The 22,208-nt window shown below is 74.0% G+C and carries 27 protein-coding genes; 21 read left to right on the top strand and 6 right to left on the bottom strand.

Annotated elements, in window-relative coordinates; all coding sequences use genetic code 11:
• Positions 1 to 7 precede the first annotated feature (7 nt).
• Positions 8 to 541: a hypothetical protein gene (locus KOV94_RS18870; protein WP_218052871.1), complete on the top strand. Its 534-nt coding sequence runs from the start codon at positions 8 to 10 to the stop codon at positions 539 to 541.
• A 391-nt stretch (positions 542 to 932) separates the two neighbouring features.
• Positions 933 to 1,199, top strand: a complete 267-nt coding sequence (locus KOV94_RS18865) for a nuclease (protein ID WP_124342449.1) — start codon at positions 933 to 935, stop codon at positions 1,197 to 1,199.
• Between the two features lie 46 nt (positions 1,200 to 1,245).
• On the opposite strand, the gene KOV94_RS18860 is transcribed toward KOV94_RS18865, so the two are convergent.
• Complete coding sequence (locus KOV94_RS18860) at positions 1,246 to 1,647, bottom strand: four-helix bundle copper-binding protein (protein ID WP_124342448.1); 402 nt, start codon at positions 1,645 to 1,647, stop codon at positions 1,246 to 1,248.
• A gap of 132 nt (positions 1,648 to 1,779) precedes the next feature.
• Between KOV94_RS18860 and KOV94_RS18855 the strand changes: the two genes are divergently transcribed.
• The 9 genes from KOV94_RS18855 to KOV94_RS18815 all read left to right on the top strand — a co-directional run bounded on the left by KOV94_RS18855 (position 1,780) and on the right by KOV94_RS18815 (position 9,661).
• Positions 1,780 to 2,229 (top strand): MarR family winged helix-turn-helix transcriptional regulator, encoded by a 450-nt coding sequence (locus tag KOV94_RS18855; protein ID WP_162352105.1) that lies wholly within the window; start codon positions 1,780 to 1,782, stop codon positions 2,227 to 2,229.
• An 18-nt stretch (positions 2,230 to 2,247) separates the two neighbouring features.
• Positions 2,248 to 3,222, top strand: coding sequence for a hypothetical protein (locus KOV94_RS18850; protein WP_218052870.1), 975 nt, complete (start codon positions 2,248 to 2,250; stop codon positions 3,220 to 3,222).
• Positions 3,223 to 3,254: 32 nt separating this feature from the next.
• Entirely contained in the window at positions 3,255 to 4,694 is a 1,440-nt protein-coding gene (locus KOV94_RS18845; protein WP_308160662.1) for a PP2C family protein-serine/threonine phosphatase, read from the top strand.
• Between the two features lie 73 nt (positions 4,695 to 4,767).
• Positions 4,768 to 5,115, top strand: a complete 348-nt coding sequence (locus tag KOV94_RS18840; protein WP_218052869.1) for a hypothetical protein — start codon at positions 4,768 to 4,770, stop codon at positions 5,113 to 5,115.
• A gap of 163 nt (positions 5,116 to 5,278) precedes the next feature.
• On the top strand, positions 5,279 to 6,331 hold the full coding sequence (locus tag KOV94_RS18835) for a glycosyltransferase family 2 protein (RefSeq protein WP_218052868.1): 1,053 nt from the start codon (positions 5,279 to 5,281) through the stop codon (positions 6,329 to 6,331).
• Between the two features lie 295 nt (positions 6,332 to 6,626).
• A complete protein-coding gene (locus KOV94_RS18830) occupies positions 6,627 to 7,526 on the top strand; it encodes a hypothetical protein (RefSeq protein ID WP_218052867.1) in 900 nt (299 codons plus the stop codon).
• Positions 7,523 to 7,930 (top strand): phage holin family protein, encoded by a 408-nt coding sequence (locus KOV94_RS18825; RefSeq protein WP_218052866.1) that lies wholly within the window; start codon positions 7,523 to 7,525, stop codon positions 7,928 to 7,930. Before KOV94_RS18830 ends, KOV94_RS18825 begins: the two co-directional genes overlap by 4 nt.
• On the top strand, positions 7,927 to 8,571 hold the full coding sequence (locus KOV94_RS18820) for a DUF3618 domain-containing protein (protein WP_124343106.1): 645 nt from the start codon (positions 7,927 to 7,929) through the stop codon (positions 8,569 to 8,571). The genes KOV94_RS18825 and KOV94_RS18820 overlap by 4 nt, the downstream gene beginning before the upstream one ends.
• Before the next feature lie 127 nt (positions 8,572 to 8,698).
• Positions 8,699 to 9,661, top strand: a complete 963-nt coding sequence (locus KOV94_RS18815; RefSeq protein ID WP_124343107.1) for a manganese catalase family protein — start codon at positions 8,699 to 8,701, stop codon at positions 9,659 to 9,661.
• Between the two features lie 6 nt (positions 9,662 to 9,667).
• Here KOV94_RS18815 and KOV94_RS18810 read toward each other — a convergent pair whose 3' ends face one another.
• Complete coding sequence (locus KOV94_RS18810) at positions 9,668 to 12,457, bottom strand: cation-translocating P-type ATPase (protein WP_218052865.1); 2,790 nt, start codon at positions 12,455 to 12,457, stop codon at positions 9,668 to 9,670.
• 155 nt (positions 12,458 to 12,612) lie between these two features.
• On the opposite strand from KOV94_RS18810, the gene KOV94_RS18805 reads away from it, so the two are divergent.
• The 3 genes from KOV94_RS18805 to KOV94_RS18795 all read left to right on the top strand — a co-directional run bounded on the left by KOV94_RS18805 (position 12,613) and on the right by KOV94_RS18795 (position 14,076).
• Positions 12,613 to 13,134, top strand: coding sequence for a hypothetical protein (locus KOV94_RS18805; RefSeq protein WP_235843454.1), 522 nt, complete (start codon positions 12,613 to 12,615; stop codon positions 13,132 to 13,134).
• A 134-nt stretch (positions 13,135 to 13,268) separates the two neighbouring features.
• On the top strand, positions 13,269 to 13,715 hold the full coding sequence (locus tag KOV94_RS18800; RefSeq protein WP_235843455.1) for a DUF6325 family protein: 447 nt from the start codon (positions 13,269 to 13,271) through the stop codon (positions 13,713 to 13,715).
• A 37-nt stretch (positions 13,716 to 13,752) separates the two neighbouring features.
• Entirely contained in the window at positions 13,753 to 14,076 is a 324-nt protein-coding gene (locus KOV94_RS18795; RefSeq protein WP_124343110.1) for an SHOCT domain-containing protein, read from the top strand.
• A 127-nt stretch (positions 14,077 to 14,203) separates the two neighbouring features.
• Here KOV94_RS18795 and KOV94_RS18790 read toward each other — a convergent pair whose 3' ends face one another.
• Positions 14,204 to 15,793: an MFS transporter gene (locus KOV94_RS18790; RefSeq protein ID WP_218052864.1), complete on the bottom strand. Its 1,590-nt coding sequence runs from the start codon at positions 15,791 to 15,793 to the stop codon at positions 14,204 to 14,206.
• Between the two features lie 143 nt (positions 15,794 to 15,936).
• Here KOV94_RS18790 and KOV94_RS18785 point away from each other — a divergent pair, with 143 nt between their 5' ends.
• Entirely contained in the window at positions 15,937 to 16,764 is an 828-nt protein-coding gene (locus KOV94_RS18785) for an alpha/beta fold hydrolase (RefSeq protein ID WP_124343112.1), read from the top strand.
• Positions 16,765 to 16,810: 46 nt separating this feature from the next.
• Here the strand turns inward: KOV94_RS18785 and KOV94_RS18780 are convergent, their stop codons facing one another.
• Positions 16,811 to 17,032, bottom strand: a complete 222-nt coding sequence (locus tag KOV94_RS18780; protein WP_168677083.1) for a CDGSH iron-sulfur domain-containing protein — start codon at positions 17,030 to 17,032, stop codon at positions 16,811 to 16,813.
• Positions 17,029 to 18,054 carry an iron-containing redox enzyme family protein gene (locus tag KOV94_RS18775; protein WP_124343114.1) on the bottom strand — a complete coding sequence of 342 codons (1,026 nt, stop codon included), beginning with the start codon at positions 18,052 to 18,054 and terminating at the stop codon, positions 17,029 to 17,031. The genes KOV94_RS18780 and KOV94_RS18775 overlap by 4 nt, the downstream gene beginning before the upstream one ends.
• 217 nt (positions 18,055 to 18,271) lie before the next feature.
• Here KOV94_RS18775 and KOV94_RS18770 point away from each other — a divergent pair, with 217 nt between their 5' ends.
• The 3 genes from KOV94_RS18770 to KOV94_RS18760 are packed head-to-tail and all read left to right on the top strand — an operon-like array spanning position 18,272 to position 20,550.
• On the top strand, positions 18,272 to 18,649 hold the full coding sequence (locus KOV94_RS18770) for an SHOCT domain-containing protein (protein WP_124343115.1): 378 nt from the start codon (positions 18,272 to 18,274) through the stop codon (positions 18,647 to 18,649).
• Between the two features lie 11 nt (positions 18,650 to 18,660).
• Positions 18,661 to 19,419 (top strand): potassium channel family protein, encoded by a 759-nt coding sequence (locus KOV94_RS18765; RefSeq protein WP_225916995.1) that lies wholly within the window; start codon positions 18,661 to 18,663, stop codon positions 19,417 to 19,419.
• 54 nt (positions 19,420 to 19,473) lie between these two features.
• On the top strand, positions 19,474 to 20,550 hold the full coding sequence (locus KOV94_RS18760; RefSeq protein ID WP_218052891.1) for a carboxylate-amine ligase: 1,077 nt from the start codon (positions 19,474 to 19,476) through the stop codon (positions 20,548 to 20,550).
• Between the two features lie 65 nt (positions 20,551 to 20,615).
• Here KOV94_RS18760 and KOV94_RS18755 read toward each other — a convergent pair whose 3' ends face one another.
• On the bottom strand, positions 20,616 to 20,795 hold the full coding sequence (locus tag KOV94_RS18755) for a chromosome partitioning protein (protein ID WP_124343116.1): 180 nt from the start codon (positions 20,793 to 20,795) through the stop codon (positions 20,616 to 20,618).
• A 9-nt stretch (positions 20,796 to 20,804) separates the two neighbouring features.
• Here KOV94_RS18755 and KOV94_RS18750 point away from each other — a divergent pair, with 9 nt between their 5' ends.
• The 3 genes from KOV94_RS18750 to KOV94_RS18740 all read left to right on the top strand — a co-directional run bounded on the left by KOV94_RS18750 (position 20,805) and on the right by KOV94_RS18740 (position 22,194).
• The gene (locus tag KOV94_RS18750; RefSeq protein WP_308160659.1) at positions 20,805 to 21,296 is read left to right on the top strand and encodes a flavodoxin family protein; all 492 of its coding nucleotides are present in this window, start codon (positions 20,805 to 20,807) and stop codon (positions 21,294 to 21,296) included.
• Between the two features lie 120 nt (positions 21,297 to 21,416).
• Positions 21,417 to 21,647, top strand: a complete 231-nt coding sequence (locus KOV94_RS18745) for a hypothetical protein (protein ID WP_124343118.1) — start codon at positions 21,417 to 21,419, stop codon at positions 21,645 to 21,647.
• 1 nt (position 21,648) lies between these two features.
• A complete protein-coding gene (locus KOV94_RS18740; protein ID WP_218052862.1) occupies positions 21,649 to 22,194 on the top strand; it encodes a hypothetical protein in 546 nt (181 codons plus the stop codon).
• The last annotated feature ends 14 nt before the right edge of the window (positions 22,195 to 22,208 follow it).

Genomic DNA, 22,208 nt, shown 5'->3' with positions numbered 1-22,208 from the left:
GATCCCGGTGGCGGTCGTCGAGGCGGTCCGCGCCACGACCTACGCCAAGCCCCTGGACGCCGACCAGGTGGCGCACGCCGAGCGCATGTTCGACGTCATGTACGGCAAGCACAAGGAGCTGCTCACGCTGCTCATGCAGCACTCCGACGCGTTCACCGGTCTCGACACACTCGCCCAGCCGGGTTCCGTGCTCGCCGACGGCGCCCCGCACGTCGCCGTCTTCACGACGTGGCAGACCGACGTGCTCCGGCCGAAGCTCACGGCGATGGCGGCCGCGAAGCGCCCGACGACGACCGAGAAGACGCTGCGCGAGCGGCTGCAGGCGATCGACACCGCGATCGCCCGGCTGTCCGCGGCCTGGACGAAGGTCACCCGGGCGAAACGGCCTGTGGCGTCGGACACCTCGGCGGTCCGGACGCAGGCCGGGAAGCTCCGCGACGCGGTCCTCGCCGCCTACCGGGGCCTCGAGGGCGAGGCCGACGCGTTCCGGGTCGAGGCGCAGGTCAAGGCGGCGTTCGCCACGAAGCTCGCGAAGCGGTGACCGCCGTCCGCCGCCGCGCGGCGCGCTCGCCGGCCCGTCCACGCGCTGCTCGGGACCTGCGGACGGTCGCGCGTCCGCCATCCGACCGTCCTTGACAGCATGCGGACGCCGTTCTCACACTCGAACCATGTCCGTCGTCCGGCCCCTGTCCGAGAACCCGCGTGCCGCGGGCGCCTCCGACGTGCTGCCGACGATCCGGTGTCTGTGTCGAATGTGTCGCTGACGACCTCGTAGTCAGCCGGTCCGCGTCGTCCCCGCAGGTGTCCTGCCTGGTCCGAGGGTGCGGACCCACGCGTCGACCGCACGCACCGCCGCTCCCTCGCCCGGGCCGCACGCCCGTGAGCGCGGAGCAGCACCCGACACCGCCCCACCGGACACCCCGGAGCCTCCCGTGCCTCAGCCCACCACCCGCGTCGACGTCCTGCCCATCCAGGAGGTCGTCGCCACCGCCTCCCCGACCGCCTGGCGCGACGGCATCGTCGTCGTGCAGGGCGACGCGCTCGTGACGGTCGCCCTGCTCGACGGCGGCACCCGCACCCTGACGACGCGTGCGACGCCCGAGCCCGGCGAGCCGGTCGCCGTGCACCCGGTCGCCGAGCTGCTCGCCGTCGGCGGCGTCTGGTTCGCGGCGCGGCCGACGGACGACGTCCGCTCCTGAGTCCGTCAGGCCGGCCGCGCTGCCCGTCGGGCCGGCCGCGCTCGCCTCAGGACGTGCTCATCGACCCCATCGCCGTGCGGCACGCGTCGACCATGGCACGGCACGCCGCGGCGCAGATGCGGCAGTGCTCGGACATCTCGGCGTGCATGTCGCACTCGGCCGCGCAGGCCTCGCCCATCGCGACGCACGCGGCCATCATCGACGTCATGACACCCATGTCGTAGCCCGCGGGCCGCATCATCATGCGCATCGTCGTGGTGGCGACGTCGCACGTGCTGGCGCACATGGACGCACATCGCCCCATGCCCTCGCCGCCGTCGGCGTCCGCGCACATCGTCGCCGCCATCGCCGCCGCGGAGCACGCCTCGATGCACGGCTGCATCGCGGTCATGTCCATGCCGGTCGTCTGCGTCGGCATGGACTTCATCATGTCGGCCATCATGCTCATCGCTCGTCCGCCCTCTCGCTCGTGTGCGCGCTGACCCTCGCGACGCTACGCCGGGCGGGTGGACGCGACCAGACCCGGGCACCGGGGTCGGACGTCCCGCGGTGTACTTCACTGGTGAAGTACTTTGACGGCATGGTCGACGCACACGTCCCGCCCCTCACCGCGCAGGAGGAGCAGCTGCTGCGCGCGCTCGCGCGTGCGGTCGTCCGCGTCCCGCGCGCGTTCGAGCAGGACCTCGGCCGGGCCGTCGGGCTGCGCACCACCGAGTACTTCACGCTGCTGCACCTCAGCGAGGCGCCCGACGGGCTGCGGATGGGCGAGCTCGCCGTCGAGTCCGGCCTGTCGCTGGCCGGCGTCACGCGCGTCGTCACCGCGCTCGAACGCCGCGGTCTCGTGGTACGGCGCCCCAGCACCGCGGACGGTCGCGGCTCCGAGGCGGTCCTCACCGATCCCGGGCGCGCACTCCTGGCCGAGGCGCGGCCGGCCCAGGTCGCGAGCGCGCGTCGACGCGTGCTCGACCGGGTCGAGGGGCTCGACCTGCAGCCCTGCCTCGACCTGCTCACCCGCATCGGCCGAGACTGACACGTGGAACGGGACACCATGACGACCGAGACCACCGAGTACGCCCGCTTCGGCCCCTGGGTCGACGAGGTGACGACGCCCGACGACGTGCCGCGGCTGTACCGCGACCACCCCCTCGACCTCACGTCGACCCGGCTGGTCCTCAAGGTGCCGCGCAACATCGCGCGACGCGACGCGCACCCCGGCATGGACCTGTACGACCACCTGCTCGTCCTCGACGACGCGCGCCTCACCGTGCTGAGCCGGACGGTCACGACCTCGCGGCGGGGTGCACCGGCCCCCACGCGCCCCTACGACGTGCGGGAGATCGCGCTCCGTGACGTCGCCGCCGTGCACGACGTCGTGAGCATGCTCGACGCGAGCCTCACCCTCCACCCGCGGACGGGCCGACCGCTGACGGTCAGGTACAACGGCTCGTCCCGGCAGACCGTCGACCGACTGGTCGACGCGCTCCGCGACTCGTTCCGGGCCGCACCCGCCGGATCGGTCGGCCGCCGCCTCCTCGACGCCGCCCACCTCACCGCCGCTCCCCCGCAGGACGTCCGCCTCGGCGGCGACGACACCGCCCTGCGCGCGGACGTCCTCGCGGTGGCGCGCCGGCACGCGCAGCTGCGCGCGTGGGCGTGGCACGAGCGTCGCGTCGTGCACCGGTACGGCCGCGGGCTGCGGGCGGCCGCGCACCGGCTGACGCACGCGGTCTCCCCGATGACGCTGCACGGGGCCGTCGTCGCGGGCGACGACCGGGCCCTCGAGGTGGTCGGGCGTCGCGCGTGGCTCGTGCGCGGCCGGACTCCTAAACACTCGGCGTCCCGGCTCGTCGTCGGCCTGGCGACGATCGACACCGTCACCGCGCAACCGCACCCTGCGTACCAGGACACCGCCACGGTCACGATCCGGGCCGGGGACTGCGCGCTCACCGCCGACCTGCCGGAGAGGTCGGCGGCGCACGTGCTGCTGTCCGGCGTCGCTGACCGTCACCCGGCCGTGAGGTGAGCACGTGACGGGCCGTGACATACGGTGAGGCGGTGAACGCGCACCCGTCGGCCCGCGAGCGTGCGGTGGTGCGGCATGCGACGGCGGCCGACGCCGGTGCGGCAGGGCGGGCGCCGATGCTCGCGCGGGTCACCGCCGAGCTCGCCTCGACCATGGACGCCGACGTCGCGGCCGACCGCCTCGCCCAGCTCCTCGTGCCGGCCCTCGCGGACTGGTGCGTCGTCACCCTCGTGGACGACGAGGAACCGCGGCCGGGACGTCGGCGCCTGCGCGACATCGCGACGTGGCACACCGACCCCGCGCTGCGCGCGGTCGTGGCCGAGTACGCCGCCGCGCGGATCGGCGCGATGTCCGAGCACGCGTTCCTCCTCGACGCGATCCGGCGCGGCGAGCTGGTCGAGGTCCGCACGGGCGCCGCCGTCGCGCTCAAGGGCGTGCTGCACCCCGGTCGGGTGCACGGGCTGGTCGACACGCTCGCCCCGACGTGGCTCGTGGTGCTGCCGCTCGTGCGGGCGGGCCGCACGATCGGTGCGCTGTCGATGTTCGGCGCGGCACGCGACGCACTCGGGCACGACGAGCTCACCACGCTGCGCCAGGTGACCGCAGCGGCGGCGCTCGCGCTCGACAACGCGCGCCGCTTCCGGCAGCAGCGTGACGTCGCCGAGGCGCTGCAGCGCGCGCTGCTCACCGAGCCCGTCGAGCCCGACGACCTCGAGGTCGTCGTCCGGTACCGGCCCGCCGGCGAGTCGACGCACGTCGGCGGCGACTGGTACGACGCCTTCCTGCAGCCCGACGGAGCGACGATGTTCGTCATCGGCGACGTCGCGGGGCACGACATCGAGGCGGCGTCCGTGATGGGACAGCTGCGCTCGATGCTCCGCGCGATCGCCGTCACGACCAAGGACGGTCCCGCGGGCGTCCTGGCCCAGCTCGACGCGGCGATGCGCACGTTGCGGATCGGGACGCCCGCGACCGTCGTCGTCGCCCGCCTCGAGCAGACCCCCGAGGAGCGCGAGCGTGGCGTGACCCGCATCCGGTGGTCGTCGGCCGGCCACCTGCCGCCGATGGTCGTGGCGTCCGACGGGTCGGTCGTCGTGCTCGAGGCGCGCGACCACGGACCGCTCCTGGGCATCGTCCCGGACAGCCCTCGCAACGAGAGCGAGGTCGTCGTCGAGCGCGGCTCGACCCTCCTGATGTACACGGACGGGCTCATCGAACGGCGCGACCGCGACCTGCGCGCCGGGCTCGCGGAGCTGCGCCGGACGCTCGAGCGGGTCGGTGACGAGCCGCTCGAGTCGCTGACCGACGCCCTGGTCGCCGAGCTCCCCGCCGATGCCGGCGAGGACGACGTCGCGCTCGTCGCCGTGCGGCTGCACCCGCAGGACGTCCGCGCGCCGCACGACGACGACGGCGTGCCCGACGACCTCGCCGCCCGAGCGCAGGTCACGGTCGCGCCCGACGCGGCCTCCTGACCTCCGCGTGACCGCCCCGGACGAGGGCACGCTCGAGGTGCCGGGGTCACCGACCGGCCCTACATTCCGTGCCATGACCCAGACGACGCTCGCACCTGCACCGTCACAGCTCCGTGTCCCGTCGCGCGGTCGCCTCACGGGCGTCCGGGTCCGTGACTTCCGCCGCGGCGCGTGGACCGGTCCCACCGACCGCATCAGCCGCGCCGACGTCCTGCTGCAGCGCACCCCCGACGGGGACGTCGCGGTGCTCTCCCGCACGGGTGCGCTGCTCGGCCTCCTGCCGACCTCGTGGGTCCGGTCGGTCGACTTCGACCTGTGGACCGCGGAGCGCCGCGGTGCGACGGCCGTCGCGCAGGCCTACCTGGGCGGCACGCGCGAGGAGTCGGACCTCTTCGTGCTGCTCGGGTGGACGGGCCGCTGACCCACCGGCTCCCGCGACGGGCGTGGTGGCGGCCACCGCTGCGCCGGTCGTCGCCGCACTGCGACCCACCGCCCACCCCTCGGGACGCGCTCCCGGCCGGACCCTCCTAGCCTGAGGACGGGTCCAGCTCCGGTGCCGCACACCGCGGGACGGGGGCGGGCCCATGGAGCTGCGGACAGGCGCCGACGGTGGCACCGGGACGCACAGGACGGCGGTCGCCGCACGGCCCGGCCGGGTCGGCGAGCCGCACGACGCGCGCTTCCTCGACGCCGAGTACGTCCTGCCCCTGCGCTGGGAGCGCGACGACGACCTCGCCGACCTCACCGCGTACCTGCGCGACCTCGCACGGCACGTGCCCGTCACGGTCGTGGACGGCTCGCCGCCCGCGCGGTTCGCGGCGCACGCCGCCGCCTGGGGCACGACCGTCCGGCACGTGCGGCCCGCGCCGTGGCCGGGCGCGAACGGCAAGGTCGGCGGCGTCATGACGGGCGTCCGCCTCGCGCGCGCCGACGCCGTCGTGATCGCGGACGACGACGTCCGCTGGACCCCCGCGCAGCTGCGCACGGCCGTGGGGATGCTCGCCGACGCCGACGTCGTGCGCGTGCAGAACGTGTTCCGGCCGCTCCCCTGGCACGCGCGATGGGACACCGCGCGCGCGCTGGTGAACCGCGGCCTCGGCGAGGACTTCCCGGGGACGCTCGTCGTCCGCCGCACGACTCTGCTGCGCGCGGGCGGGTACGCAGGCGACGTGCTGTTCGAGAACCTCGAGCTGCTGCGCACGATCCGCGCGGTCGGCGGGACCGAGCGGCGCGCCCCCGGGCTGTTCGTCGCGCGACGCCCGCCGTCGACGCGGTACTTCTGGTCGCAGCGGGTCCGGCAGGCGTACGACAGCCTCGCGCAGCCGTCGCGCCTCGTCGCCGAGGCCGCCGTGCTGCCCGTGCTGGCGTGGTCGGCGCTCCGCCACCGGCCCGGCCCGGCGGTCGTCCTGGGCGCTGCCGCCGTGCTCGTCGCGTGGCGCGGGCGCGAGCGGGCCGGCGGCGCCGCCGTCTTCCCCGCGACGTCCGCCGCGCTCGCCCCCGTGTGGGTGCTCGAGCGAGGCGTCTGCTCGTGGCTCGCACTCGGTCGCCGCGTCACGGGAGGGATGCCCTACGGGGGGCGGCGACTCGTGCGCGCAGCGTCGCGGCCCCGTGACCTGCGACGACGCTGCACGCTGTGAGAGCGGGCGCCGGCGGGCGCGCGGCCGCGGCGTCGTCCGAATGGCGGCCGTCGCGAGGCTGGCCTAGCGTCGAAACGTCGGGCAGCGCACAACCGTCCGGCAGACCGTCCCCCGGGGCAGGACAGGCACCCGGGTCGCGGCACGAGTCCCCCCGCCGAGCGCACGAGCGCCGGCATCCCGTGCCCACGACGGTCCATCCGCGGCAAGAAGGTTCGCGCTCCGTCGACTCCTCGACCTGAGCGCGAGCTGCGCCCACGTCGAGGTCGCACCCACCGATCCCGAGACGAGGCGCATCATGGCTGACCCGTACACCAGCACCAACCCGGGCGGGAGCACCGTCCCCAGCGGCGGGAGCACGACGTCCGGCACCGCAGCGACCGGCGGCAGCACCGCGTACCCCAGCGGGACGACGTCCGGCACGACGTCCGGCAGCACCTTCGGCAGCACCGGGACGACGTCGGGCACCACTGGCGGCTCCGGCTACGGCGGCTCGGGCGGCTCCGGCGGCTCGCCGTCCGGTGGCTCGACGTCGAGCACCGCCGACACGGCCCGCGAGCAGGCGCAGCACCTCAAGGAGTCCGCGACCGAGGCGGGCGGCCAGCTGCTCGGCGAGGCCAAGGAGGAGGCGCGCGCCGTCGGGCAGGAGGCGCGCCGCCAGCTCGGCGACCTGTGGCACCAGGCCCGTGGCGAGGTGGCCGACCAGGCCGGGACGCAGCAGCGCCGCCTCGCGGGCGGTCTCTCCACGACCGGCCAGCAGCTCACGCAGATGGCGTCGTCGTCGCAGGAGCAGGGTCTGGCGACGGACCTCGTCCGCAACGTCGGCGAGCGGCTGGGCGACCTCGGCGACTGGCTCGACGGGCACGGCCCCGACGAGCTGCTCGACGAGGTGCGCCGCTTCGCACGGCGCCGGCCCGGCACGTTCCTCCTCGTCGCCGCGGGCACGGGCATCGTGCTCGGCCGTCTCACGCGCGGTCTGAAGGACGCGTCGTCGGACGACACCTCGGGGTCGTCCCGCAGGACGCCGGGCACCAACCCGGTGCGCGTGAGCGCGGTGCCGGAGCGGTCGACGTCGGCCGCGTACGCGCCGACGACCACGGCGTACGCGCCGACGACCACGGCGTACGAGCCGACGACCCCGCCCCCGACGGCGTCCACGACCACGACGCCGGACCCGCTGACGGGTGAGCTGCGATGAGTGAGACCGGCTCCGCTCCCCCGCAGCCGTCGGTCGGCGAGCTCGTCGGCGAGATCTCGCGCGACCTGTCGACGCTGATGCGGCAGGAGGTCGAGCTCGCGAAGGCCGAGGCCCGCCAGGCCGTGCAGCACGCCGCCAAGAGCGGGTCGATGTTCGCCGGTGCGGGCGTCGCCGGGCACTTCGTGCTCCTGTTCCTGTCGATCGCGCTCTGGTGGGCGCTCGGCGACGCGATCGGCCACGGCTGGTCCGCGGTGGTCGTGGCCGTCGTCTGGGCGATCGTCGCGGCTGTGCTCTTCGCACGCGGTCGCGCCGAGTCCAAGCGCGTCGAGAGGCTGCCCCGCACGACCGACACCGTCAGCAAGATCCCGAACGCCCTGCGAGGCCAGGAGGAGAAGAACGCATGAGCACCGACCCGGAGCAGATCCGTGAGGACATCGAGCGCACGCGTGCGGAGCTCAGCTCCGACGTGGACGCGCTGACCGACAAGGTCAGCCCGAGCCAGGTCGTCCACCGGCAGACCGAGAAGGTCCGCACGGCGGTGGGCGGCGTGAAGGACCGCGTCATGGGCAGCACCTCGGACGCCGCCGGCTCCGCGAGCCAGGCCGCGCACGACGTGCGGGACCGTGCGTCCGGCATGGTGTCGTCCGTCGGCGACACGGCCGGCCACCTCCCCCAGGCCGCGAAGGAGAAGGCGCAGGGCAACCCGCTCGCCGCGGGCCTGGTGGCCTTCGGCATCGGGTGGCTCGTCTCGTCGCTGATGCCGGCGAGCCGCAAGGAGCAGGAGCTCGCCCGCACCGCCAAGGAGCAGGCCGCCCCGCTCGTCGAGGGCGCCAAGGGCGTCGCGCAGGACGTCGCGGGCAACCTCAAGGAGACGGCGCAGGAGGCCGCGACCGCGGTCAAGGACCGGGCGACCGAGGCCGGCCAGACGCTGCGCCAGGACGGCCAGGACGCGGCGGCGGACCTGAGGTCGCAGGCGGGCGGCGCGACCGAGGAGGTGCGCGGCGCGCACGCCGAGGGGTCGCCGACGTCCGGCACGGGCGTCTGACGGACGCGGGCGGCGGGTGCTCCCCCGGCCCCGCTGCCCGTCGCCGGCCCGGCGCCGATCGTCGGGCGGGTCGAGCTGAGCAACGCCCGCGGGCCGGGTCCGGTCCGCTCCACCGAGGAGGTCCACCGTGTACCTGCACGTCCAGAGGCTCATCAACGAGATCGAGGCCGACGAGCCCGACCCGGCCGCCGCGAACGCGCTCCAGGAAGGTCTGGGCGGTCAGTTCGGCGAGATGCGGACGATGATGCAGTACCTGTTCCAGAGCATCAACTTCCGTGGACCCGCCGGGAAGCCGTACCGCGACCTGCTCCAGGGCATCGGGACGGAGGAGATCAGCCACGTCGAGCTCATCGGGACGACCATCGCGCGCCTCCTCGACGGCTCTCCCCGCTACCACGGCAAGAAGACGGACCCGCTCGACCAGCCGGGCAGCGGTGGTGACACGCCCCTGCGTCTCGCGCTCGACGAGAGCAACATCCACCACTACCTCGTCGCGGCGCAGGGCGCGCTGCCCGTCGACGCCGCGGGCAACCCGTGGAGCGGGTCCTACGTCTACAACTCGGGCAACCTCGTGCTCGACCTGCTCTACAACCTCATGCTCGAGTCGACGGGTCGGCTGCAGAAGTGCCGCATCTACGAGATGACGGCGAACAAGACGGCGCGCTCGACGATCTCGTACCTCATCGTGCGGGACCAGGCGCACGAGAACGCCTACGCGCGTGCGCTCGAGACGCTCGGCGTCGACTGGGCGAAGGTGCTGCCGATCCCGAAGACGAACGCGGAGAAGTTCCCCGAGGTCAAGAAGCTGCTCGACCTGGGACTGCAGAGCAAGCAGTACTCGTTCGACCTGACGGCGGCCTCCGAGGCCGGTCGGATCTTCCAGGGCATGTCGCCGTCGAAGGACGGCACGACCCTCGACGCGTCCGAGCAGGCGCCCGCGGGGGTGCCGTCGACGATCGCCGAGGAGCGGTTCGAGGAGTTCTCGCCGGGTCTCGACCCGGAGCTGCTCGCGCTCATCCAGGCGACCGCGGACATCGAGATGGCCGAGGTCCAGCCGCTGTACGGGCCGGTCCCGCCGACGGCGGGCTGACCCGGTTCAGCGCTCCGTCGTGCGCGCCCGCACCGGGCTGACCGCCTCCTGGGGGGTCAGCGGTGCGGGTGTCGCACGACGGCGCCGCATGAACGCCTTGTCGATCTCCGCGACGAGCGGCAGCAGGAGCGCGAGCCCGATCGCCGCGAACCACTGCGGGCTCGTGAGCGACTGCGTCGTGAGCCACCCCTGCAGGAAGTCGAGCTCGGTGGCGAGCACGACGAGCAGCACCGGGACCGTGAGCACCTTGACGGCCGACAGCACGGGCGGCAGCAGCCCGGACTCGGGCTCGCGGCGCAGGACCAGGCCGGACAGGGTCGACCCGAGGCCCATCACGACGAACGCCATCGTCATGGACGCGCTCGGCTGGTCCTTGGACAGCTCGTCGGGGCCGAGGACGAGCGGCACAGCAGTCGCGAGGCACAGGACGACGCCGTAGAGGACCCAGCGGCCGATCGCGCGCCGGTTGCCGATCCCGAGCCTCGGGTCGCGCGGCGGGCGGCTCATGATCTCGGGCCCGACCGGGTCGAGCATGATCGCGATGACGGGCCCGACGCAGACGAAGAAGTTGAGGAACAGCACCATCATCGGCGTGAGCGCGACGCCGCCGTTGAGGTCCGCGATCGTCGCGAGCAGGAACAGCAGGACCAGGCCGATGAGCTGGCTCATCTGGAACCGGATGTACGCGGTGATCTTCTGGTAGATGCTGCGGCCGAGCTCGACGGCGTGCACGAGGGTCGAGAAGTTGTCGTCGGTGAGGACGAGGCGCGCGGCCTGCTTGGTGACCTCGCTGCCGGACCCCATGGCGACGCCGATGTCGGCCTGCTTGATCGCGGCGGCGTCGTTGACGGCGTCGCCGGTCATCGCGACGACGAGCCCCTGCCGCTGCATGAGCTGCACGAGCCGCAGCTTGTCCTCGGGGGTGACGCGGCCGAAGACGTGCAGGTCGGGCAGCCGGGCGAGCAGCTCGTCGTCGGTCATGCGGGCGAGCTCGGCGCCGCTGATCGCGCCGGGCGGCAGGCCGAGGTCGGTGCCGATCGCGGACGCGGTGACGGCGTGGTCGCCGGTGATCATGCGGACGTCGATGCCCGCGCGGTGGGCGATCTCGACGGACACCTTGGCCGACGGCCGCAGGGGGTCCATGATCCCGACCATCCCGACGAACACGAGCTGCTGCACGTACGCCATCGGGTCGGCGACGATGCCCGCTTCGTCGGCCGGCGTGAGGATGCGCACCGCGAACGCGAGCGTGCGCAGGCCGGACTGCGCGAGCCGGTCCTGCTCGGCGTCGATCGCGGGCCGCAGCTCGGCGATGTCGACGAACCGGCCGGGCGCGGCGAGCGCGTGCGTGCACCGCTGGAGCACGACGTCCGGCCCGCCCTTGACCACCTCGACGAGCACGCGTGGCTGGTCGCGCCAGGGCATCCAGTGCGCGGACGCCATGAACTTGTAGGCGGAGTCGAACGGCACCTCGGCGACGCGCGGATAGGTCCGCCGGCTCTCCTCGGCGTCGACGCCCAGCTTCGCCGCGAGCACGACGAGGGCGGCCTCGGTGGGGTCGCCGACGACCGCACCGTCGTCCGAGACGAGCGCGTCGCTCGCGAGGCACAGCCCGTACGCGAGCGGGGTCAGGTCGGGCACCTCGGCACCCGCGGGCGACAGGATCCGACCGGTCTTCGCGTAGCCCGCACCCTCGACGGTGTAGTGCTGCCCGCCGAGCCAGAGCGCGGTCACCGTCATCTCGTTGAGCGTGAGCGTCCCGGTCTTGTCCGAGTTGATCGCGCTCGTCGCGCCCAGCGTCTCGACGTCCGCGAGGTTGGCGACGATCGCCTTCGCTGCGGCGAGCTGCTTCGCACCGTACGCGAGCATCGCCTGGACGAACGTCGGCAGACCGGTCGGGATCGCGGAGATCGCGACGGCGGTCGCGAGGAACAGCAGGTCGCCGATCGGGTCGCCGCGCAGCACGCCGATGACGACGATGAGCGCGACCGCGGACCACGCGATCGCGCCGAGCACCTTGGTCAGTGCGTCGAGCTCGCGCTGCAGCGGCGACCTCGTCTTCTCGACCGACGACAGCAGCGTCGCGATGTGGCCGATCTGCGTCGTCATGCCGGTCGCCGTGACGAGCAGGGTGCCGGTGCCGCGCGTCACCGCGGTGTTCTGGAACGCCATGTTGGCGCGGTCGCCGAGCGGCACGTCCTCGTCCGCGAGCGGGTCGGTCGCCTTGCCGATCGGGGCGCTCTCCCCCGTCAGCGCCGCCTCCTGCGTCTCCATCGTCGCGGTGCGGACCAGCCGCCCGTCCGCCGGCACGATGTCCCCGGCCTCCAGCTCGACCACGTCGCCCGGCACGAGCTCGTGCGCCGGGACCAGCGAGATTGCGCCGTCGCGCCGCACCTTCGACATCGGCTCCTGCATCGTCGCGAGCGCGTCGACGCTCTTGCGCGCCTGCATCTCCTGCCGCGTCCCGATGACGACGTTGAGCAGCACGAGGAACCCGACGATCGCCGCGGTCGAGAACTGCCCGATGACGAGGCTCACGATCGCGACGGCGAGGAGCATGAGGTTCATCGGGTCGCGCACCTGCCCCAGCAGGACCGACCACACCGACGGCGGCGCCTGCGCGGTCAGCGTGTTCGGGCCGTACTGCCGCTGGCGCATGCCGACCTCGCCGTCGGCCAGGCCCGTGCGCGGGTCGGTGCCGAGCGCGCGCGCGACCTCCTCCGCCGTGAGCGCCCACCAGCGCGTGTCGTTGCCGGACGTGCCGGGCGTTGCCGGCGCCTGAGTCGACTGGGTCACGACCACCCTCCCTGGGTCGACCCGGCGCGAACCGGGCCCGCGGTGCCTCGTCCTTCCGGCCGACGCTAGGACGACGTGCCGGTCGGTCGCCTCACTCGTCGCAGGTGATGCCGTGCCACCGGGACGCCTCCGGGCGCCGGGTGCAGACTGCCACTGTGACGACCGACAGCACCCGCCCCGAGCAGGCCGTCCGCGCGCTGTCGCACGCGCAGCAGCACCGGCGACGCGCGTCGCACCTGTACGGCCTCGTGATCACGGGCTCGGTGCTGGCGGCCGCGCCGGAGAAGTTCGGGCTCGCGCGCCTCGCGATCGCGCTCGTCGGCACCTTGCTCGTGTACTGGGCGGCCGAGACGTACGCGCACTGGATCGCGCTGCGTTCCCTGCTCGGCCGGCCGCTGCACGGGCACGAGCGCACCGAGGTCGTCCAGGACGGCCTCCCGCTCGTCGCGGCGTGCCTCGTGCCCGTCGTGGTGCTGCTCGTGGAGGCCGCCATCGGCGTCGAGACGTCGCGCGGCGTGGAGATCGCGCTCGTCATCAACGTCGCCCTGCTCGGGTTCGTCGGCTGGAACATGGCCGGCGGCGGCGGGATCACGGGCTGGCGGCGGCTCGTCGCGAGCGTCCTCACCGCCCTGCTCGGGCTCGCGATGGTCGCGCTCAAGCTCTCGCTCCACCACTGACGACCGCTCCGCCGCACCTACCACCCGCCGCGGGTGATGTGCGTGTGCCGGCGCGCGACGAGAGTGACGAACCCGTGGACCCGTCGAGGCGCCCACGGGCACGCGCGCAGCGGGCACGACACGAGGAGGACGACGTGAGCGACGTGGAGGACACGACCGAGGAGCTCGGGCCGATCGACTACCTGGTCGTCGAGTTCCCGAGGAACAAGCTGGACGGGACCGCGTTCCCGCTGCTGGTGGACCTGGTCGACCGCGGGATCATCCGCGTGCTCGACCTCGTCTTCGTGGAGAAGGACGAGGACGGCGAGGTGCACGCGCTCGAGCTGCACGAGGCCGCGTCCGGCGAGGTCGACCTCTCGTTCTTCGAGGGGGCCGCGTCGGGCCTCATCGGGGACGACGACGTGGCCGAGGCCGCGAAGGCGCTCGAGAACGGCTCGGCGGCGGGGATCCTCGTCTTCGAGAACCGGTGGGCGGCTCCGTTCGCGTCCGCGCTGCGACGCGGCGGCGGCCAGCTCGTCGCGAGCGGCCGCATCCCCGTGCAGGCGATCCTCGCGGCGCTCGACGACCTCGACGCCGCCTGACGGACCCAGGTCGGACGAACCGGAGGAGGAGGAGACCATGCCAGGACTGATCCGCGGGGTGGCCCGCACAGCCGTCGTCGCGGGCACGGCGAGCGCCGTGTCCGGACGCGTGCACCACCGCCAGCAGCAGCGCTGGGCCGACCAGGCCCAGCCCCAGGGTTACGCCGAGCCGCAGGGCTACGCGCAGCCGGCCTACGCGCAGCCCGTGTACGTCGCGGCGCCGGCGCCCACGCCCGAGACCGAGAGCCCGGACATGGACACCAGGATCGCGCACCTCAAGCAGCTCGCCGAGCTGCGCGACCAGGGCGTGCTGACCCCGGCCGAGTTCGAGGTGCAGAAGGCGCAGATCCTCGCATCGTGACGGTCAGGCGGAGCCCCTCGGCGACGACGCCGGGGGGCTCCGTCGTGCCTCACGCGGGGGGCGTCGTCATGTTCCCGCGGACCGAGCGGGGAACGTGCACGGCCGCCGGCCAGCCGCCGGTCAGCGGTCAGCCGAACGCCGCGCCCTCGACGGCGCTGTTCGGGGCGGGGTCGGGCAGGCGGCGCATCCGGAGCGCGTTGACGAGCCCGAGCAGGCCGGCGACGAGCGGCAGCAGCAGCGCGACCTGCAGCGCCCGCGGACGCACCTCGTCGTTGATGCGGACGATCTCGTCCTGCACGGCCGGCGGCTCGTCCGCGAGCAGCTCGGTGAGCTGCGTCGTGCTCATCAGCTGCGCGTCGTCGTCGAGCGCACGCGACACCTGCTCCTGCTGGGCGCTGTCGAGGACCGTGCTCGCGTCGGTCTGCGCGGTGAAGCCGACGGCCAGCGCACCCAGCATGAGCGCACCGGCGAACGCGAGGCCGAACGAGAGCCCGAACGACCCCGCCGCGGAGTTCACGCCGGCGGCCTCGCTCACGCGCTCCTCGGAGATCGGCGACAGCGTGTAGTTGTTGAGCTGCGACACGAGCAGGCCGAGGCCCGACCCGACGACGAGGAGCGGGACGACCAGCCACCATCCGCTCGACGCGCGCGGCACGACGGGGATCAGCGCGCCGACCCCCACGACCCCGAGCGCGAACCCCGCCAGCACCAGGTCGGCCGGGCGGCGCGCGCCCGCACGCTTCCCGGCGAGCAGCGCGACCGCGAACATGCTGAGGGACAGCGGCGCGAGCGACAGGCCCGCGGCCATCGCGTCGTACTCGAGCACCATCTGCAGGAAGATCGGCAGCGAGATCATGAGCCCGCCGAGCGCGATCTGCTGGAGCATCTGCTGCGAGACGCCGACGCGGAACAGCGTCGAGCGGAACAGGTCGGGGTCGAGCAGGACGGGCCGCCCCGCACGCTTGCGGCGCAGCAGCCAGCGGACCAGCACGACCAGCGCGATCGCGCCGACGCCGATGAGCGCGCCGACAGCCTCGCCGCCCTCCTGCCAGACGAGCACACCGAGGACGATGCCGCCCATCGCGAGCGCGGACAGCACGGCGCCCACGACGTCGACGGACCGGTCGCCCGTGTACGGGACGTCCTTGACGAGCCGGATGCCGGACAGCACGACGGCGATGACGACGGCCTCGAGCGCGAACGCGACGCGCCACGACAGGTAGGTCGTGATGAAGCCGCCGAGGAGCGGGCCGACCGCCGCGGCGATCGACGCCGACGCCCCGACGAGCGCGTAGACCCTCTTCTGCGCGGGTCCGCTGAAGTTGCCGTGGATGAGCGACTGCATCGACGGCAGCAGCAGCGACGCACCGAGACCGCCGACGACCGCCCAGAAGACGATGATCGCGGTGAGCCCCTGCGCGAGCGTCATCGCGATCGCGCCGGTCGCGTAGCCGAGCAGGCCCACCACGTACGCGCGCTTGCGCCCGACGAGGTCGCCGACCTTGCTGCCGATGAGGATGAACGCCGCGGAGACGAGCGCCTCGAGCGCGATCGCCGACTGCACGCCGCTGACCGTGGTGTCGAGGTCCCGCACGACCGCGGAGATCGACACGTTCATCAGCGACGTGTCGACCACGAGCACGAACATCGCCATCGCGAGCAGGAGCGCGAGGCGGCGGTCGAGCGGTGCTCCGGACGGTGACGCCCCTGCGCTCATGGTCTGCCATCCCGTCGTCGGCACGTCCGGACCCTCAGCGTCCTGCCGCCGCGTACCCCCGGACGTCACCCGCGGCGGGTGGTCCTGCGGCCGCGCGGTGCCGATCGCGGGCGCGGCGGCGTGCGACCTGCCAGGATCGGGCCGTGGTCGACCTGGCTGCCGGCTGGACGGAACGGACCGTCCGCGTGGACGGGCGCCGCGTGCTCGTGCGGTGCGGGCCGCACGTCGAGGGCGCGGTGCCGATCCTGCACGTGCACGGTTTCGCGATCTCCGGGACGTCGTTGCTGCCGACCGCCGAGCGCCTCGCCCACCGCGCGTGGAACGTCGTGCCCGACCTGCCGGGGTACGGGCGCAGCGAGAGCCCGCCGTCGACGCTCGGCATCCCCGCGCTCGCCGACGCGGTGCTCGAGGTCCTCGACGCGCTCGAGCTCGAGCAGGTCGTCCTGGTCGGCAACTCGATGGGCTGCCCGGTCGTGCTCGAGGTCGCGCACGTCGCGCCCGAGCGCGTGCACCGCGCGGTCCTCGCCTCCCCCGCGGGCGGCATGTACAACCAGCCGTTCGTCCGGGGCCTGTGGCAGCTGCTCAAGGACGCGGGCCGCGAGAGCCCGGCGATGGCGCGCACCGCGGTGCCCGACTACCTGCGGTTCGGACCGGTCAACACGCTGCGCCTCTTCGACGAGCTCGTCCGGTTCCCGTCGCAGGAGCGGATCCTGCGGCTCGACGTGCCCGCGCTCGCGGTGATCGGCAGCCGCGACCCGATGATGCCGCCGCCGTGGCGGGTGTTCGAGGTCGCGCGGCTCGCGCCCGACCACGTCACGCTCGCCGTGATCGTCGGCGCGGCTCACGCGATGAACTTCAGCCACCCGGGCGAGCTCGCGCACGTCATCGGCGCGTGGCTGGACGACGTGCCGATCGTCGACGACCCCGACGAGCCCGGCGAGTCGCGCGTGCTGCAGGTGCCGCGGGACTGACGACCGGGAGCGCCTGCAGGCGTCACGACCTCAGGTCGTCACGGTCTCAGGGCGCCTCGAACCCGATCGCCTTGTGGCTCCCGTCGCACCACGGCTTGATCGCCGACGCCCCGCAGCGGCACAGCGCCACGGTCGCCCGGTGCTTGACGACGGGCTCGCCGCGGTCGTCGACCACGGGCACGTCCCCACGCACCAGCAACGGACCGTCGGGGCACGCGACGATCGACCCGCGCACGGGCGTCGCGCCGTGCTCGTCCGCGGCGCTCATGCCGCGACCCGCAGGGACGACTCGCCGCGCTCCCACGCGCCGACGAGGTGCGCGGCAACGAGGTCGTCGAGGAACAGGCACACGCACGCGCCGAAGAGGATGTCCGGCACGAGCTCGGGCTCCTGCTCCGCGAGGCCGCCGGCCAGGTCGCGGCCCGCGATCTGCTCGTGCACTGCGTCGGCCTCGACGTGCTCGTCGAAGTACTCGGTCACGTCGTCGCCGTAGCCGTGCCGGCGGAACCCGTCGCCGTACAGCCGGTTCGGCAGCGACGACGTCATCTCGAACGCCGCGAGGTGCCCCGCGATCGCGCCGCGCAGCCGACGGTGCAGCCCGAGCAGCGACATCGCGTTGACCGCGGCGAGCGTCACGGCGGGGACGTCCTCGACGTACCGGCCGAAGGTCGGCTCGAGCCCGACGCCCTGCATCGTGCGGGCGAACAGCGCGCTGTGCATGCGGTCGGGCGCGCCGCCGCCGTACTCGTCGGCCTGGATCTCGACGAGCGCGGCCTTCGCGGCACCCGCGAGGCGCGGCACAGCCCACGTGTGCGGGTCGGCCTCCTTGAGCTGGTAGAGCGAGCGGTGCACCAGGAGCTCGTGCAGCTGCTCGTCGGTCGCCTGGCGGCCGACGTACCGCGACAGGCTCGGGCCAGGTGTCGGCGCGGTCAGTGCGAACAGGGTGTCGGCGACCGCGCGCCGGTCGGCCGTGACGCCGTCGGGCACCGTGACCCGGTGGCGCAGCTCACGTTCGAACGCCTCCTCGAGGACCGCCCGCGCACGCAGCAGGTCCGGCGCCCACTCCCACGCCTCGTCGACCCCCTCGACGCCCGCGTAGTGCAGCTCGTAGAGCACGAACAGCGTGAGCTGGACGTCCTCGTCCGTCAGGAGGTCGGTGCTGTGCTCGACGGCACGCCGCGCGGCCTGCACGAGACGGTCGTCCGCCGGGGCGTCCGTGCGCGGTGCCGCCGCCGTCAGGGCGTCGAGGACGGCCGCGCCGAGCGGGCCGCGGGGTTGGGGCGACTTCATCGGGTCTCCGAGGTGGCCGGGTACGGCCACGCCTCCGAAGCCGTCGAGCAGGTTCCAGCCTCACACGCGCGGGCGACCCCCGCACGGCGAGCCGCTCACCCTCCGCGTGGGCTCTGACCAGCGACGATCACCCACGACGGGTGAGGAAAGTGCCCACCCGGTCGCGGGATCGTGGACCTGGCCGGGGACCCGCCGGCGAGGACCGAGGAGGCACGCGATGGATTCGTTCTGGGACTGGTTCTGGCTGCTGGTGTGGTGGTTCGTCTTCTTCATGTACCTGGTGCTGCTGTTCCAGATCATCGGCGACCTGTTCCGCGACCGGACGCTCGGTGGCTGGGGCAAGGCGCTGTGGGTGATCGGGCTGATCTTCCTGCCCTTCCTGACGGCGCTGATCTACATCATCGCCCGCGGCCGCGGGATGGCCGAGCGGCAGATGGCGCAGCTCCAGGAGCACCAGGCGGCGACCGACGCCTACATCCGGCAGACCGCGCAGACGTCACCGGCGAGCGCGATCGCCGACGCCAAGAAGCTGCACGACCAGGGCGTGATCAGCGCCGAGGAGTTCGCGCAGCTGAAGGCCAAGGCGCTCGCCTGACCCGCCCGGCGATGGACGGGAGGGGCCCGTCGCCGGGCGGGTCCGCGGGCCGCACCCGACGCGTGGTGCGGCCCGCGAACGCGCCCCCGGACGACTTCGGGGTCGTGCTGGGCCTGCTGTGCGTCGTGTACCTCGTGTTCGTCCTGACCGCCGAGCCGTGGACCAGCTGGTTCGTCGTCCTCGGCTACCTCGGGGCCCTGTTCTTCGCGGTCCGGACGTCGCGTCCCGGGCCGCGGCTCCGGCTCGCCGTCCGCGTCGTGCTCGTGGTCTCGGCGGTCGCCACGGTCGCTGCGCTCACGCTCCTGCCGCAGGAGCCGGCGACCGGCGTCGTCAACGGCGTGTTCTGCGTTCTGCTGGGCGTGACGCTCGTGACGATCCTCGGGCGGATCCTCACCCGCCGCGAGGTCACGCTCAGCACGATCGCCGGGGCGCTGAGCGCGTACCTCATCCTCGGTCTGTTCTTCGCCAACGTGTTCGGGGTGCTCGCGTGGCTCCTGCCCGAGCCGTTCTTCGCGGCCGGGCAGCCCGCGGACCAGCAGTCGCTCCAGTACTTCTCCTTCACGACGCTGACGACCGTCGGCTACGGCGACTACACCGCCGCGAGCTTCGCGGGACGCGGCGTCGCGACGTTCGAGGCGCTGCTCGCGCAGGTCTTCCTCGCGACGCTCGTCGCGCGGCTCGTCGCGTCGTACCGGCGTCAGCCTGCACCGTTCGGCAGCCCCGACGGCGCCGACGCCGCCGACGACAGCACCGACCGCGCGGACCGCTGAGCCGCTCGCCGAGCGCCGCACGGGCCGCTCCCCCACACTTGCCGCGTGCGAACCATGGGTGTCGAGGAGGAGTTCCTGCTGGTCACGCCCGACGGCGTGCCGTACGCGGTGGCGCCGACGGTGCTACGGCTCGCGGCCGACCTGCCGTCGGACCCGCGACCGGGCGGCGACCTGGAGAAGGAGTTCAAGCAGGAGCAGGTCGAGGTCTCGACGCACCCGTGCACCGACCTCGACGACCTCCTCGCGCAGGTGCGGGACGGCCGCGCCCGCACCGATGCGGTCGCCCGCCAGGCCGGCGCGCGCATCGCCGCGATGGGCACCGCGCCGCACGTCGTGGAGTCGACGGTCATCCCCGACCGGCGCGCGAACGAGATCCGGGCCCGCTTCGGTCAGACGGCCCGCGAGCAGCTCACGTGCGGGTGCCACGTGCACGTCGCGGTCGCCGACGACGACGAGGGCGTGCACGTCATCGACCACCTGCGCGCCTGGAACGCGGTGCTCCTCGCGCTCAGCGCCAACAGCCCGTCGTGGCTCGGGTCCGCCACCGGGTACGCGAGCTACCGCTCGCAGGTGTGGGGCCGCTGGCCCACGGCCGGCGCGACCGCCCCGTTCGGCGACGCCGCGACCTACCGCGCGGTCATCGCCGAGCTGCTCCGCTCCGGCACGGCGCTCGACGACGGGATGATCTACTTCGACGCCCGCCTCTCGGCGCGCTACCCGACGGTCGAGGTCCGCGTCGCCGACGTGTCCCTCGACCCGCAGGACGCCGTGCTGCAGGCGGTCCTGGTGCGGGCGCTCGCGGAGACCGCGGTCCGGACCGACCCCGACCCCGCACCCGTGCGCGCCGAGATCCTGCGGTCGTGGACGTGGCGCGCCGCGCGCTCCGGCACGACCGGCGAGCTCGTGAGCCCCACCACCGGTGAGCCGCGGCCCGCCGCGGACGTCGTCGCCGAGCTCGTCGACCACGTGCACGACGCGCTCGTCGCGACCGGCGAGCTGGACTGGGTCCGGGCGCGCGTCGCCGACGTCCTGCGTCGCGGGAACGGGGCCGTGCAACAGCTCGCGTGGCGCGCGGAGGGCGCCGACGACGACGCGGTCGTCCGCCGGGCCGCCGACGTCACGCTCGGCTGACCCGGCACGGGCACCGGCCGGGTTCCGCTGTGGCCCACGAGGGCCGCGTGCCGGCCCGTCGGCCGTCAGCCGGGGATGCCGCGCTCCTCGTCGCCGGAGCCGGCGGCCTCGCTCGCGTCGTCCTCCAGCGGCTCGGTCGTCGGCGCCTGGCTCTCGTGCCCCGGCGGAAGCGGGTCCGGGTCGGCACCGAGGGACGGCAGGTCGGGCTGCTTCGGGTCGAAGCTGTCAGGCAGGTTCTCGCTCATCGCCTCACCGTGACACCGCGCACGGCACCGCGCACCCGCACGCCACGGGCTGGTGCCCGACGCCGTCGGTCCGGCCCCGGGGACGGCCGCGCGACGATCCTCGACGCGCAGATCCTCGTCGTGGCGGCGCCCACGTGGGTCGGGCACCCGTCGTCGTGGGCGCAGCGCGCGCTCGAGCGCATGGACGCGATGATCTCCGAGACCGACGACCAGGACCGGCCCGTCGCGTACGACCGGGTCGCGGGCGTCGTCGTCACCGGGAACGAGGACGGCGCGCACCACGTGATCTCCGAGATCGTCGGCGGGCTCGGCGACATCGGGTTCACGATCCCGCCGCAGGCGTGGACGTACGGGAACCAGGGACCTGGCCCCGGACCGGACGACCGCGACACCGACCACGGCCACGACTGGTCGGCGTCGACCGGTCCCGCCATGGCGGGCAACCTCGTGGCCGTCGCCCGGGCGCTCGCCGCGAACCCGCTCCCGGCCCCCGCGTCCTGACGGCACCGGTCGCGGCTCGCCACGCACGGGCCGACGATGGACGTCGGGTGGAGAAGCAGCCCGCGGGCGGTCCGGCCGCCCACCCGACGACGCCCCGACGGGGCCGCGGAGGTGCGCACCATGAGCTTCGAGCAGGAGTCCGGCCAGCTGACCGGCACGAAGGACAAGGACTACAACATCCTGTGGTTCACCCAGACCTGCCTCGACAACGTCCTGCGGCTGGAGACGTACGCCCAGGACGCCGAGCGCGACGGGGACACCGAGCTCGCGGAGTTCTTCCGCCGGGCCCAGGGCGAGAGCCGCAAGGGCGCCGAGCAGGGCAAGCAGCTCCTCGCGTCGCGGCTGCGCTGACGTGGGGCAGCACACCACACCACCGGTCGACCTCCGCCTGGTGCAGATCTACCTGAGCGACCACCTGACGGGCGCGTCGGGCGTGATCTCGCGCGTCGGGTGGATGGTCGAGCGGTACGCGGGCACGTCGGCCGAGCCGGTCCTGCTGCGGCTCCTCGAGGAGCTGCGCCAGGAGCGGCGGGTCGTGCGCGGGCTCGCCGAGCACCTGGGACTGCGGCTGTCGCCGTGGAAGCCCGCGGCGGCCGTCGCGGCGGAGCACGCGGGTCGGCTCAAGGTGAACGGCCGGCTCACGTCGAGGTCGCCGCTGTCGCTGCACCTCGAGCTCGAGGCGCTGCGCTCGGGCATCTCGGGCAAGCGGTCCCTGTGGGCGACGCTCGAGGTCTGGTCGGGCACGCTGCGGCTCGACCGCGCACGGCTTGCCGGCCTGCGCGCCCAGGCGGACGACCAGGTGCGCGCCGTCGACGAGCTCGCGGAGCGCGTCCGGACCGTCGCGCTGGCGACCGAGGCGGCGGTCCCCGACGTCACGGCGGACGCCTCACCGATCTGACGCGCGCCGTGACG

It is taken from the genome of Cellulomonas algicola (assembly GCF_019024305.1).
GTDB lineage: Bacteria > Actinomycetota > Actinomycetes > Actinomycetales > Cellulomonadaceae > Cellulomonas > Cellulomonas algicola.
This window is presented reverse-complemented; position numbering and strand designations above follow the sequence as displayed.